Genomic DNA, 12,813 nt, shown 5'->3' with positions numbered 1-12,813 from the left:
TTACTCGTCAGCGACCTGCTCGGCGTCGCCCTCGACGCCCTCAACCGCGGCCACAGCCTCTTCATCGTGGCCTTCGATCACGTCATCCTCGCCATCGTCGGAAGGCTCCTGGACACGCTCGAGCCCAACCAGCGTCTCATCCTTGGCGAGCTTGATCAGGGTCACGCCCTGGGTGTTACGCCCGGAGCTGGAGACTTCGTCGACGCGGGTACGTACCAGGGTGCCCTGGTCGGAGATCAGCATGATTTCCTCGCCGTCCTGCACCTGGATGGCGCCGACCAGCTTGCCGTTGCGCTCGTTGGAAACCATGGCGATGACGCCCTGGCCACCACGCCCACGGCGGGGGAACTCACCCAGACGAGTGCGCTTGCCGTACCCGCGCTCGGAGGCGGTCAGGATCTGCGCATTGGCTTCCGGGATCAGCATGGAGATCAGGCGCTGGCCTTCCGGCAGGCGCATGCCGCGCACGCCACGGGCATTGCGACCCATGATGCGCACGAGTTTTTCCTTGAAGCGGATGACCTTGCCACCATCGGAGAACAGCATGACTTCCTTGGCGCCGTCGGTAATGGCCGCAGCGATCAGGGTGTCACCCTCTTCCAGCTTCAGCGCGATCAGACCCGCACTGCGCGGACGACTGAATTGCACCAGCGGGGTCTTCTTCACGGTGCCGAATGCGGTGGCCATGAAGATGTAGGCGCCGGTGGGCTCGTCGTTGGCCAGCTCGGTCTCGCCATCGTCAGCGCCTTCACTGGCGGCTTCCGGCTCGACCACTTCGCCCTCGATCACCACGCCATCGGCTTCGTCCAGGTCCTCGTCGCTGCCGCTCTGCTGCAGCGCTTCCAGGTCGATCTGGAGCATCGCGGTGATTCGCTCGCCTTCATCCAGCGGCAGCAGGTTCACCAGCGGGCGACCACGCGCAGTACGGGACGCCTCGGGAATCTCGAAGGTGCGCAGCCAGTAAACCTTGCCCTTGCTGGAGAACAGCAGCAGGGTCGCATGGCTGTTGGCGACCAGCAGGTGCTCGATGTAGTCCTCGTCCTTCACGCCCGTGGCGGACTTGCCCTTGCCGCCACGGCGCTGGGCCTGGTAGACGGCCAGCGGCTGGGACTTCGCGTAGCCGCCATGGGAAATGGTGACGACGCGCTCTTCCTCGGTGATCAGGTCAGCGATGGTCAGGTCGACCTGGGAGGCAACGATCTGGGTGCGACGGGCATCGCCGAACTCGGCCTTCACCTTCTCCAGCTCTTCGCGGATGACTTCCATCAGGCGCTCGGGGTTGGTGAGGATGCGGATCAGCTCGCCGATCAGGTTGAGGATTTCCTGGTACTCGGACAGGAGCTTCTCGTGCTCCAGGCCGGTCAGGCGGTGCAGGCGCAGCTCGAGAATGGCCTGGGCCTGCTCGGGGGACAGGTAGTACTTGCCATCGCGCAGGCCGTATTGCGGCTCCAGGTCCTCGGGGCGGCAGGCATCGGCACCGGCACGCTCGACCATGGCTTCCACGGCGCTGGATTCCCAGGCGGTGGCGATCAGGCGTTCCTTGGCTTCGGCCGGGGTCGGCGAGGCCTTGATCAACTCGATCACCGGATCGATGTTGGACAGCGCAACAGCCTGGCCTTCGAGGATGTGCCCACGCTCACGCGCCTTGCGCAGCTCGTAGACGGTACGGCGGGTCACCACTTCACGGCGGTGACGGATGAAGACCTCGAGCATGTCCTTGAGGTTCATCGTGCGCGGCTGGCCATCCACCAGCGCCACGGCGTTGATGCCGAAGACGCTCTGCATCTGGGTCTGGGCGTAGAGGTTGTTCAGCACCACCTCGCCCACTTCGCCACGACGCAGCTCGATCACCACGCGCATGCCGTCCTTGTCGGACTCGTCACGCAGCTCGGTGATGCCCTCGATCTTCTTCTCCTTGACCAGCTCGGCGATCTTCTCGATCAGACGCGCCTTGTTCAGCTGGTAAGGCAGCTCGGTGACGACGATCTGCTGGCGACCGCCACCCTTCTCCATGTCCTCGATCTCGGCGCGGGCACGGATGTAGATACGGCCACGACCGGTGCGGTAGGCCTCGATGATCCCGGCACGGCCGTTGATGATGCCGGCGGTGGGGAAGTCGGGACCCGGGATGTACTTCATCAGATCGTCGACGGAGAGCTCCGGGTTCTCCATCAGCGCCAGGCAGCCGTCGATGACCTCGCCCAGGTTGTGGGGCGGGATGTTGGTCGCCATGCCCACGGCGATACCGCTGGAACCGTTGACCAGCAGGTTCGGGATCTTGGTGGGCATGACCGCCGGGATCTGCTCGGTGCCGTCGTAGTTGGGCACCCAGTCCACGGTTTCCTTGTCCAGGTCGGCCAGCAGCTCGTGGGCCAGCTTGGCCATGCGCACTTCGGTGTAACGCATGGCGGCCGCGTTATCGCCGTCCACCGAACCGAAGTTGCCCTGGCCGTCCACCAGCATGTAGCGCAGTGAGAAAGGCTGGGCCATGCGCACGATGGTGTCGTACACGGCGGTATCACCGTGGGGGTGGTACTTACCGATCACGTCGCCGACCACACGGGCCGACTTCTTGTAGGGCTTGTTCCAGTCGTTGCCCAGCTCGCTCATGGCAAAGAGGACGCGACGGTGGACCGGCTTCAACCCGTCACGCGCGTCCGGCAGGGCGCGACCGACGATCACGCTCATCGCGTAATCGAGGTAGGACTGTTTCAGCTCGTCTTCGATATTGACCGGGAGGATTTCTTTGGCCAGTTCACCCATGAGAAGCCTGATTCCTTTTTCTGATGAAACCCCGCGCCATCCATCCTGGACGAGGCGGGATCCGCCGCCCGGCCAGCACCAGGACGACACGAAAAATCAAAGAGTTACGCCGGGGTCGCGTGGATGCGGCCGCCCCGGCGAAGGGAAGCGCTAGAACTGGCGGAGATTACCACAATCCCCACCCGGCAGGCAGCCCCGCCGGGCGTGGGCAAAACGCCTCAGTGCAGGCGCTTGCGGCACATCAGCTGGGCCATTTTCTCGGCATCGGGACGCTCGACGATGCCGCGCTCGGTCACGATGACATCGATCAGGTCGGCCGGCGTCACGTCAAACACCGGATTGACGGCCTCGACATCCGCCGCGATTCGCGCACCGCCCACTTCCAGCAGCTCGCTGCCGGCACGCTCCTCGATCGGGATGTCCTCGCCGCTTTCCAGCCCCATGTCGATGGTGGAACTGGGCGCCACCACCATGAAACGCACGCCGTGGTGCATCGCACACACAGCCAGCTGGTAGGTGCCGATCTTGTTGGCCACATCACCATTGGCCGTGATGCGATCCGCCCCGACGATCACCCAGGTGATGCCACCCACCTTCATCAGGTGCGCGGCCGCCGAATCGGCGTTCAGGCGCACCGGCACGCCCTCGTTCACCAGCTCCCAGGCCGTCAGGCGGGCGCCCTGCAACCAGGGACGGGTCTCATCGGCGTAGACCCGCTCCACCAGCCCTTCCAGGTGAGCCGCTCGAATAACCCCGAGAGCCGTACCGAAACCACCGGTCGCCAAGGCGCCGGCATTGCAGTGGGTGAGAAGGGCCTGGGGCGCACCCTGGTGACGCCGGATCACCTCCATACCCAACTGGGCCATGGTCAGGTTGGCCTCGCGATCACTCTCATGGATCGCCACGGCCTCGGCCTCCAGCACCACCAGCGGATCCTCCGCATCCTTCAGGCGCTCGAGGCGATCGCGCATGCGGTTCAGCGCCCAGAACAGATTGACCGCCGTAGGGCGGGAGCCCGCCAGAAGCGCAAAGTCCTCCTCCAGCGCCTGGCGCCAGTCACCACCGGCCGCCAACCGCTCACGCGCCCCCAGCACCACGCCGTAGGCCGCACTGATGCCAATGGCCGGCGCACCGCGCACCACCATGTCACGAATGGCCTGGGCCACACCCGCAGCGGAGTCGTAGGACAGCCAGGTTTCCTCGCGCGGCAGGAGCCGTTGATCGATCAGCCGCAGGACGCCGTCCCGCCACTCGATGGCCGTGACCTTCTCGGCCGCCAACAGTCGCTCACGCATGCCACACCTCACCCCAGTCAACTTCGCGAAAAACCGCGGATTATAGCGATGCAGGGGCGGTCTGGCTTGGCTATTCGGGTATACTCCCGCGATATTTTCCGCGCCCAGGACGCGCCACCATGCCCCACGCTCGCCTCCCCCTCGACCTGCTCCTGCTGCCCACCTGGATCGTCCCGGTGGAGCCCGCCGGCGTCGTGCTTTCCCACCACGCCCTCGGGGTGCGCGACGGCCGCATCGCCCTGATCGCCAAGCGCGAGGAAGCCCTGGCCCATCCGGCCCGTGAGGTCATCGAGCTGCCCGGCATGCTGCTGGCACCCGGCCTGGTGAATGCCCACGGCCACGCCGCCATGTCGCTGTTCCGCGGCATCGCCGACGACCTGCCGCTGATGACCTGGCTGGAGAAGCACATCTGGCCGGCCGAGGCACGCTGGGTCGACGAGGACTTCGTCCGCGACGGCACCGAGCTGGCCATCGCCGAGCAGATCAAGGGCGGAATCACCTGCTTCTCCGACATGTACTTCTTCCCCTCGGTGGCCAGCGAAGCCATGCACGGCGCCGGCATCAAGGCGCAGATCACCATCCCGGTGCTGGACTTCCCCATCCCCGGCGCCCACGACGCCAGCGAAGCCGTGCGCCGTGGCCTGGAGCTGTTCAGCGACCTCAAGCACCACCCCCGCCTGAAGGTCGCCTTCGGCCCCCACGCCCCCTACACCGTCAGCGACGACAAGCTGGAGAACATCCGGGTGCTGGCCGAGGAGCTGGATGCCGGCATCCACATGCACGTGCAGGAAACCGCCTTCGAGGTGCAGCAGAGCCTCGAGCAGCGTGGTGAGCGCCCCATGGCCCGCCTGGCCCGCCTCGGCCTGCTCGGCCCGCGCTTCCAGGCCGTGCACATGACCCAGATCAGCGATGACGACCTGGCCCTGCTGGTAGAAAGCAACACCAGCGTCATCCACTGCCCCGAATCCAACCTCAAGCTGGCCAGCGGTTTCTGCCCGGTGGAGCGGCTCTGGCTCGCGGGCGTCAACGTCGCCATCGGCACCGACGGCGCCGCCAGCAACAACGACCTCGACCTCCTGGGGGAAACCCGCACCGCCGCCCTGCTCGCCAAGGCCGTCGCCGGCTCCGCCACCGCCCTGGACGCCCACCGCGCCCTGCGCATGGCCACCCTCAACGGCGCCCGCGCGCTGGGCATGGAAGCGGACACGGGCTCCCTGGAACTGGGCAAGGCCGCCGACATGATCGCCGTGGACCTCAGCGGGCTGGCCCAGCAGCCGGTCTACGACCCGGTATCGCAACTTATCTATGCCACCGGGCGCGATCGCGTCCGGTACCTGTGGGTGGACGGCAAGCCGCTGCTGGAAGACGGCCGCCTCGCCCGCCAGGACGAAGACCGCCTGATCGCCACCGCCCGCCAATGGGGCCAGCGCATCGCCGGTCACTGAATTACGTTTGATAAAGGTGTTCACCATGAGCAACGTCGATCACGCCGAAATCGCCAAGTTCGAGGCCCTCGCCCACCGCTGGTGGGACCGCGAAAGCGAGTTCAAGCCCCTGCACGACATCAACCCCCTGCGGGTCAACTGGATCGACGAGCGCGCCCACCTCGCCGGCAAGCGCGTGCTGGACGTCGGCTGCGGCGGCGGCATCCTCAGCGAAGCCATGGCCCAGCGTGGCGCCACCGTCACCGGTATCGACATGGGCGAAGCGCCTCTGGCGGTGGCCCAGCTGCACCAGCTGGAATCCGGCGTCCCGGTGGAATACCGCCGTATCACCGCCGAAGAGCTGGCAGCCGAGATGCCCGGCCAGTTCGACGTCGTCACCTGCCTGGAGATGCTCGAGCACGTGCCGGACCCCGCCTCGGTGATCCGCGCCTGCCACACCCTGGTCAAGCCCGGCGGCCAGGTGTTCTTCTCCACCATCAACCGCAACCCCAAGGCGTACCTGTTCGCCATCGTCGGCGCGGAATACATCATGAAGCTGCTGCCGCGCGGCACCCATGACTTCAAGAAGTTCATCCGCCCGTCCGAGCTGGGCGCCTGGAGCCGTGCCGCCGGCCTGGCCGTGAAGGACATCATCGGCCTGACCTACAACCCGCTCACCAAGCACTACAAGCTGGCCAACGACGTCGACGTCAACTACATGGTCCAGACCCTGCGCGAGGAGTGACGACCATGCGACTGCGAGCGGTTCTCTTCGACATGGACGGCACCCTCCTCGACTCGGCGCCGGACTTCATCGCCATCTGCCAGGCCATGCGCACCGAGCGCGGCCTGCCGCCACAGGGCGAGAAATCGATCCGTGACGTGGTCTCCGGCGGCGCCCGCGCCATGGTTGCCGCCACCTTCGAAATGGACCCCGAAGCCCCCGGCTTCGAAGCCCTGCGCCTGGAGTTCCTCGAGCGCTACCAGCAACACTGCGCCGTGCTCACCCGTCCGTTCGACGGCATCGAGCCTCTGCTGGCTGATATCGAGGCCGCCAAGCTCATCTGGGGCGTGGTGACCAACAAGCCGGTGCGCTTCGCCGAACCGATCATGCAGCAGCTTGGCCTGGCCCAGCGCTCGGCCGTGCTCATCTGCCCGGACCACGTCACCAACAGCAAGCCCGACCCGGAGATGCTCCACCTCGCCTGCAGCCAGCTGGGGCTGGAGCCGGCCAGCGTGCTGTTCATCGGCGACGACCTGCGCGACATCGAATCCGGTCGCGCCGCCGGGACGCGCACCGCCGCCGTGACCTACGGCTACATCCACCCCGACGACAACCCCCATCACTGGGGAGCCGACGTGGTGGTCGACCATCCGCTCGAACTGCGCGCCGTTCTCGACCGCGCGCTCTGCAGCTGCTGACCGGCGGGGGCCTGCCACGCAGCGCCCCCCCATGTACCGCCTACCCATTGCCTGAAGCGAGCCTCCACAGCGCTTCGAAGGAGTTCCCGATGTTCCAGTATTCCGCCCGCCCCGACCTGCTGAAGGACCGCGTCATCCTCGTGACCGGCGCCGGACGCGGCATCGGAGCCGCCGCCGCCAAGACCTTCGCCGCCCATGGCGCCACCGTCCTGCTGCTGGGCAAGACCGAATCCCACCTCAACGAGGTGTATGACGCCATCGAAGCCGCCGGCCACCCGCAGCCGGGCGTCATCCCCTTCAACCTGGAGACTGCCCAGCCGCACCAGTTCGACGAACTGGCCGCCCTGGTGGAGCGTGAATTCGGCCGCCTCGACGGGCTGCTGCACAACGCCTCCATCCTCGGCCCGCGCACGCCCATCGAGCAGCTGTCCGGCGAGAACTTCATGCGCGTCATGCAGGTGAACGTCAACGCCATGTTCATGCTCACCAGCACCCTCCTGCCCGTGCTCAAGCTATCCAGCGACGCCTCGGTGGTCTTCACCTCCAGCAGCGTGGGGCGCAAGGGTCGCGCCTACTGGGGCGCCTACGCCGTCTCCAAGTTCGCTACCGAGGGCCTGATGCAGGTCCTGGCCGACGAGCTGGACGGCATCGCCAACGTCCGCGCCAACAGCGTCAACCCGGGTGCCACCCGCACCAGCATGCGCGCCCTCGCCTACCCCGGCGAGAACCCCGCCAAGAACCCGGAACCCGAGGCCATCATGCCGGTCTACCTCTACCTCATGGGGGCGGACAGCACCGGCATCAACGGCCAGGCATTCGACGCACAGTAAGACCTTCCGGCGGCGGCCGCCCGGCCGCCGCCATCGCCCTGCCATTAAACCGGCGCGCCCCTCCGCAACAGGCATCAAATTGCCATCTCGCCCGTCAGACAACCGGCAACGCCTTGCCACCCCGCCGCCCCAGAAACGCATAAGCGACTGATAGAAAAGGGGTTTACCGGGGAATGTGAAACCTGGCACGGAAATAGCCTTAGGTCGGATGTCGTCGCTCGAAGCGTCAGAGGTTTCGCCAAATGGCTCCCCACACGCCCACCAACACCATTGATTTCGATGCCGCCAAGCTCCAGCGCCTGGGCTACAACACGCCCACTCCGCTGCAGCCGCCGCGCCAGGTCACCCTGCTGGAGCTGCGCCGCCAGCTGACCCTGCAACTGCAGACCAGCCTGGAAGTGGACCGCATCCTCGGCAGTTTCTTCCGCGAGGTGCAGCGCCTGGTACCGCTGGACGCGCTGGCCTACGCGCACCAGGGCAGCGACCTGCGCCTGGAGTTCGGCGAGCGCGCCGCCCACTCCGCCGGCTATCGCCTGACCCACGAGGGCGAGTACCTGGGCGAGCTGGTGTTCCGCCGCCGCCAGCGCTTCGAAGAGACCGAACTGGCGCAGCTCGAATCCCTGCTGGCCTGCCTGCTGTTCCCGCTGCGCAACGCGCTGCTGTACCGCACCGCCGTGCAGTCCGCCCTGCGCGACCCGCTGACCGAGACCGGCAACCGCATCGCCATGGACCAGGCCCTGCAGCGCGAGGTCGACCTGTCGCGCCGCAACCAGCAGCCGCTGTCGGTGCTGATGCTGGACATCGACCACTTCAAGCGCATCAACGATCAGTACGGCCACGGCACCGGCGACGAAGTGCTCAAGGCCGTGGCCACCACACTGAAAGGCCGCCTGCGCAATGTCGACATGGTGTTCCGCTACGGCGGCGAAGAATTCCTCATCCTCCTCTCCAACACCTGCCGCGAGGCCGCTGCCATGGTGGGCGAGCGCCTGCGCCTGAGCGTGATGGAGATCCAGCACCTGGTGGCCGGCCGGCCGATCGAGTTGTCCGCCAGCCTGGGCTGCGCCACGCTGCTGCCGGCCGAGTCGGTGCAGAGCCTGCTGCGCCGCGCCGACAACGCCCTCTATGTCGCCAAGCGCGACGGACGCAACCGCCTGTCCATGGCGGGCTGACCCAGGCGACGGACATGAAAAAGGGGCTCATCGAGCCCCTTTTTCATTGCCTGTAACCCAGCATCAGCGCTTGCGACCGAAGCCCGGGCGCTGGCCTTCACCGGCCGGCGGATTGCTGCGGCGGCTCACCGGACGCTGCGGCTTGGGCTTGCGCTGCGGGCGCTCGGCCACTTCCACGGCATCACCCTGGGGGCGGGCCGGGCGCTGCGGCTTGCGACCGGAGTCCTTCGGACGCTCAGCGATCGGCGTACCACGCGGCTCACCACGCCCAGCCGGACGGGGCGCGCGGGCCGGACGCTCAGCCCCTTCACCGCGCGGACGGCTCGGGCGCTCGGCCTTCTCGCCACGCGGGGCGCGTACCGGACGCTCATCACCCTCACCACGGGCCGGACGCGGCGAACGCACCGGGCGCTCCGCACCTTCGCCACGGGGACGACTCGGACGCTCGGCTTTCTCGCCACGGGGCGCACGAGCCGGGCGCTCGTCCCCCTCGCTGCGGGCAGGGCGCGAGCGCGGTGCCACCGGCTTGGCGGACTTGCGCTGCATGCGCTCCAGCTTCTCGCGGGACTTGGCCTTCATGGCCGGCAGGGCCACCGGGCGCAGGCCGACTTCCTCGCTGAGGATGTCCACTTCCTGCTGGCCCATCTCACGCCAACGTCCCATGGTCAGGTCGGAGGTGATGAACACCGGGCCGAAGCGCACACGCTTCAGACGGCTCACCACCAGGCCCTGGGACTCCCACAGGCGACGCACTTCGCGGTTGCGGCCTTCCATCACCACGCAGTGGTACCAGTGGTTGAAGCCTTCACCGCCCGGAGCTTCCTGGATGTCGGTGAACTTGGCCGGGCCGTCTTCCAGCATCACGCCGTTCTTCAGGTTCTCCAGCATCTCCTCGGTGACCTCGCCGCGCACACGCACGGCGTACTCGCGGTCCATCTCGTAGGAGGGGTGCATCAGCCGGTTCGCCAGCTCACCGTCGGTGGTGAACAGCAGCAGGCCGGTGGTGTTGATGTCCAGGCGGCCGACGTTGATCCAGCGACCGGAACGCAGGCGGGGCAGGCGCTCGAAGACGGTGGGGCGGCCTTCCGGGTCGTCGCGGGTGCAGACTTCGCCTTCGGGCTTGTTGTAGATCAGCACGCGGCGGACGCTCTCGGCCTCTTCCTCGCGCTTGAGCAGGCGGCCGTCGACGCTGATGGCGTCATGGCTGTCGACCCGCTGGCCGAGGGTGGCAGCAGCGCCGTTGACCTTGACGCGGCCTTCGGTGATCCAGGCCTCGATGTCGCGGCGCGAGGCCAGCCCCATGCGGGCCAGGACCTTCTGCAGCTTTTCCCCTGCGGGGCTGTAATCGTCTTCGTTCATCTGGGCACCTCCCGGTGTATCGCTCGAAAAAGGTCGCGCATCATACGCGGCGGTAGTCACTGAGGCTAGCCAGACCTGGCCGGGCCGTCAGCCTTTGCGCCGGCCGGTCGCCTGCAGCGCCAGCAGACGCAGGTCGGCTTCGGCCAGCACCACCAAGCGCTCGCCCTTGCCCAGCTTCTTCCAGGCCTTGATCTCGCGGCGGGTGCGGCCGCAGCCCCGGCAGACATCGTCGGAAAACTGGCACACGCCGATGCAGGGGTCCTTCATCAGGTCACCTCAGTGCAGGGTCTCGCCTTCGTCGGCGAGCGGGGTGTCCTCATCCTCCGCCTCATCGGCCAGGGCGGGCTCGTCGTCAGGCGGCAGCAGGTCGTCGAAGTCGGTCTTGAGCCCCTCCTCCATGGTGTCCAGCTCGGCCAGCAGGCTGCGGAAGCTGACCTCCTCGCGGGGCTCGCCGGCAGGCTCCTCGCCCAGTGCCGCGTCCGCGCGGGCCTGCAGGTCGGCCGGCACCGGCGCGTCGTCATCCAGGGCCAGCTCGGGTTCCGGCTCCAGTTCGCGCAAGGCAGCCAGGGGCGGCAGTTCGTCGAGGTTGCGCAGATTGAAGTGGTCGAGGAAGGCCTTGGTGGTGGCGAACATCGCCGGCTTGCCCGGCACGTCGCGGTAGCCCACGACGCGGATCCACTCCCGCTCCATCAACGTCTTGACGATCTGGCTGTTCACCGTGACGCCACGGATGTCCTCGATCTCCCCCCGGGTGATGGGTTGCCGGTAGGCGATCAGCGCCAGGGTCTCCAGCAGCGCCCGGGAATAGCGCTGCGGCCGCTCTTCCCAGAGGCGCCCGACCCAGGGGGCGAAGCGCTCGCGCACCTGGAGGCGGTAGCCCGAGGCCACCTCCTTCAGCTCGAAGGCGCGGCCGTTGCAGGACTTGGCCAGCACGGCGAGGGCGTCGCGGATCTTCGACAGCTCCGGGCGCTCGGCTTCCTCGAACAGCTCAGCGATCCGCTCCAGCGACAGGGGCTTGCCGGCGGCCAGCAGAAAGGCTTCGAGCAGGGAAGCCAGCTCCTTGGTGTCGTTGAGGTTCATCGGTCACTCGGCTCGGGCACGGACATGGATGGGCGCGAAGGGCTCATTCTGCACCAGTTCAACCAGTTGTTCCTTGATCAGTTCGAGCACGGCCATGAAGGTGACCACCACCCCCAGGCGCCCCTCTTCCGGCGCGAACAGCTGGACGAAGGGCACGAAGCCGCCGCCCTTGAGCCGCTCCAGCACCTCGCTCATGCGCTCGCGGGTGGACAGCGCCTCGCGAGTGACCTGGTGGCTTTCGAACATGTCGGCCCGGCGCAGCACCTCGGCCATGGAGAGCAGCACTTCCTCCAGGCTCACATCGGGCAGCAGCTTGCGGGCCCGCGCCTCGGGCGCATCCACCCGCGGCACGATGAGGTCGCGCCCCACCCGAGGCAGGGTGTCCAGGCCTTCGGCAGCCTGCTTGAAGCGCTCATACTCCTGCAGGCGGCGGATCAGCTCGGCGCGGGGGTCTTCCTCTTCCTCCTCGCTATCGCCGGAACGCGGCAACAGCATGCGCGACTTGATCTCGGCCAGCATCGCGGCCATCACCAGGTACTCGGCCGCCAGCTCCAGGCGCACCGACTTCATCAGCTCGACGTAGCCCATGTACTGGCGGGTGATCTCCGCCACGGGAATGTCGAGGATGTCGATGTTCTGCTTGCGGATGAGGTAGAGCAGCAGGTCCAGCGGGCCCTCGAAGGCTTCGAGGAACACTTCCAGGGCATCCGGCGGGATATAGAGGTCGACGGGAAGCTCAGTGACCGCCTGGCCATACACCAGCGCGAACGGCAGCTCCTGCTGGGCGCCGGCCTGAGGGTCGACGCCCGTCGGCTCGCCGCTCACGCGCCGGCGTCCGCCAGGAACGGAGTGGGGTCGCCACAGCCGACGCGGAAGATGCTCGGCTCGCCTTCGGACAGGTCCACCACGGTGGACGCTTCGACGCCGCCGTAGCCGCCGTCGATGATCAGGTCCACGTGGTGCTCCAGCATCTGGCGCATCTCGTAGGGGTCGCTCATGGGCTGGGCCTCACCGGGGAGGATGAGCGACGCGCTCATCAGCGGCGCACCCAGTTCGGCCAGCAATGCCAGGGCGATGGGGTGGTCCGGCACCCGCAGGCCGATGGTGCGGCGTTTCGGGTGCATCAGCATCCTCGGCACCTCGCGGGTGGCGTTGAGGATGAAGGTGTAGGGGCCGGGCGTGTGGGCCTTGAGCAGGCGGAACGCCGCCGTGTCGACCTTGGCGAACAGCCCGAGCTCGGAGAGGTCGCGGCAGACCAGGGTGAAGTTGTGCTTGTCGTCCAGTCGGCGCAGGCGACGGATGCGCTCCACCGCCGACTTCTCGCCGATGGCACAGCCGATGGCGTAGGAGGAGTCGGTCGGGTAGACGATCACGCCGCCGCCCCGGACGATCTCCACCGCCTGCTTGATCAGGCGGACCTGCGGATTTTCCGGGTGGACCTGGAAGAACTGGCTCACGTTGGCTCCCT

Annotated in this window: 12 protein-coding genes; 5 read left to right on the top strand and 7 right to left on the bottom strand. The window is 67.3% G+C overall.

Translation table 11 applies throughout. The features are described 5' to 3' along the window. Both gyrA and mtnA read right to left on the bottom strand, forming a co-directional pair. Nucleotides 1-2,763, bottom strand: coding sequence for a DNA gyrase subunit A (gene gyrA / locus FBY21_RS29035; protein ID WP_142016053.1), 2,763 nt, complete (start codon nucleotides 2,761-2,763; stop codon nucleotides 1-3). A 218-nt stretch (nucleotides 2,764-2,981) separates the two neighbouring features. Further along, nucleotides 2,982-4,058: an S-methyl-5-thioribose-1-phosphate isomerase gene (gene mtnA, locus FBY21_RS29030; protein ID WP_142016048.1), complete on the bottom strand. Its 1,077-nt coding sequence runs from the start codon at nucleotides 4,056-4,058 to the stop codon at nucleotides 2,982-2,984. A gap of 119 nt (nucleotides 4,059-4,177) precedes the next feature. Here mtnA and FBY21_RS29025 point away from each other — a divergent pair, with 119 nt between their 5' ends. The 5 genes from FBY21_RS29025 to FBY21_RS29005 all read left to right on the top strand — a co-directional run bounded on the left by FBY21_RS29025 (nucleotide 4,178) and on the right by FBY21_RS29005 (nucleotide 8,906). After that, nucleotides 4,178-5,503: a TRZ/ATZ family hydrolase gene (locus FBY21_RS29025; RefSeq protein WP_142016045.1), complete on the top strand. Its 1,326-nt coding sequence runs from the start codon at nucleotides 4,178-4,180 to the stop codon at nucleotides 5,501-5,503. A gap of 25 nt (nucleotides 5,504-5,528) precedes the next feature. Further along, on the top strand, nucleotides 5,529-6,227 hold the full coding sequence (gene ubiG, locus FBY21_RS29020; protein ID WP_142016042.1) for a bifunctional 2-polyprenyl-6-hydroxyphenol methylase/3-demethylubiquinol 3-O-methyltransferase UbiG: 699 nt from the start codon (nucleotides 5,529-5,531) through the stop codon (nucleotides 6,225-6,227). Further along, nucleotides 6,224-6,904, top strand: a complete 681-nt coding sequence (gene mupP / locus FBY21_RS29015) for an N-acetylmuramic acid 6-phosphate phosphatase MupP (RefSeq protein ID WP_174244749.1) — start codon at nucleotides 6,224-6,226, stop codon at nucleotides 6,902-6,904. Before ubiG ends, mupP begins: the two co-directional genes overlap by 4 nt. Nucleotides 6,905-6,993: 89 nt before the next feature. After that, a complete protein-coding gene (locus FBY21_RS29010; protein WP_044408745.1) occupies nucleotides 6,994-7,734 on the top strand; it encodes a YciK family oxidoreductase in 741 nt (246 codons plus the stop codon). A gap of 242 nt (nucleotides 7,735-7,976) precedes the next feature. After that, the gene (locus FBY21_RS29005; protein ID WP_142016035.1) at nucleotides 7,977-8,906 is read left to right on the top strand and encodes a GGDEF domain-containing protein; all 930 of its coding nucleotides are present in this window, start codon (nucleotides 7,977-7,979) and stop codon (nucleotides 8,904-8,906) included. Nucleotides 8,907-8,969: 63 nt separating this feature from the next. Here FBY21_RS29005 and rluB read toward each other — a convergent pair whose 3' ends face one another. From rluB to FBY21_RS28980, 5 genes are all read right to left on the bottom strand, one after another. Further along, nucleotides 8,970-10,265 (bottom strand): 23S rRNA pseudouridine(2605) synthase RluB, encoded by a 1,296-nt coding sequence (gene rluB / locus FBY21_RS29000; protein WP_044408751.1) that lies wholly within the window; start codon nucleotides 10,263-10,265, stop codon nucleotides 8,970-8,972. Between the two features lie 87 nt (nucleotides 10,266-10,352). After that, nucleotides 10,353-10,532, bottom strand: coding sequence for a DUF1289 domain-containing protein (locus FBY21_RS28995; RefSeq protein WP_074970309.1), 180 nt, complete (start codon nucleotides 10,530-10,532; stop codon nucleotides 10,353-10,355). A gap of 9 nt (nucleotides 10,533-10,541) precedes the next feature. After that, complete coding sequence (gene scpB / locus FBY21_RS28990) at nucleotides 10,542-11,345, bottom strand: SMC-Scp complex subunit ScpB (RefSeq protein ID WP_142016031.1); 804 nt, start codon at nucleotides 11,343-11,345, stop codon at nucleotides 10,542-10,544. A gap of 3 nt (nucleotides 11,346-11,348) precedes the next feature. Then, nucleotides 11,349-12,047, bottom strand: coding sequence for a ScpA family protein (locus FBY21_RS28985; protein WP_174244770.1), 699 nt, complete (start codon nucleotides 12,045-12,047; stop codon nucleotides 11,349-11,351). A gap of 119 nt (nucleotides 12,048-12,166) precedes the next feature. Continuing rightward, nucleotides 12,167-12,802, bottom strand: coding sequence for an L-threonylcarbamoyladenylate synthase (locus tag FBY21_RS28980; RefSeq protein WP_044408763.1), 636 nt, complete (start codon nucleotides 12,800-12,802; stop codon nucleotides 12,167-12,169). Between the last annotated feature and the right edge of the window lie 11 nt (nucleotides 12,803-12,813).

The organism is Pseudomonas sp. SLBN-26, assembly GCF_006715895.1.
GTDB lineage: Bacteria > Pseudomonadota > Gammaproteobacteria > Pseudomonadales > Pseudomonadaceae > Metapseudomonas > Metapseudomonas otitidis.
The sequence above is the reverse complement of the archived record's forward strand: the minus strand, read 5'-3'. Positions and strand labels throughout refer to the sequence as shown.

Excerpts from the sequence above, each read along its gene's own strand:
- gyrA (WP_142016053.1), bottom strand. The coding sequence starts at position 2,763 with ATGGGTGAACTGGCCAAAGAAATCCTCCCGGTCAATATCGAAGACGAG.
- mtnA (WP_142016048.1), bottom strand. The coding sequence starts at position 4,058 with ATGCGTGAGCGACTGTTGGCGGCCGAGAAGGTCACGGCCATCGAGTGG.
- FBY21_RS29010 (WP_044408745.1), top strand. The coding sequence starts at position 6,994 with ATGTTCCAGTATTCCGCCCGCCCCGACCTGCTGAAGGACCGCGTCATC.
- ubiG (WP_142016042.1), top strand. The coding sequence starts at position 5,529 with ATGAGCAACGTCGATCACGCCGAAATCGCCAAGTTCGAGGCCCTCGCC.
- rluB (WP_044408751.1), bottom strand. The coding sequence starts at position 10,265 with ATGAACGAAGACGATTACAGCCCCGCAGGGGAAAAGCTGCAGAAGGTC.
- FBY21_RS28995 (WP_074970309.1), bottom strand. The coding sequence starts at position 10,532 with ATGAAGGACCCCTGCATCGGCGTGTGCCAGTTTTCCGACGATGTCTGC.
- FBY21_RS29025 (WP_142016045.1), top strand. The coding sequence starts at position 4,178 with ATGCCCCACGCTCGCCTCCCCCTCGACCTGCTCCTGCTGCCCACCTGG.
- scpB (WP_142016031.1), bottom strand. The coding sequence starts at position 11,345 with ATGAACCTCAACGACACCAAGGAGCTGGCTTCCCTGCTCGAAGCCTTT.
- FBY21_RS29005 (WP_142016035.1), top strand. The coding sequence starts at position 7,977 with ATGGCTCCCCACACGCCCACCAACACCATTGATTTCGATGCCGCCAAG.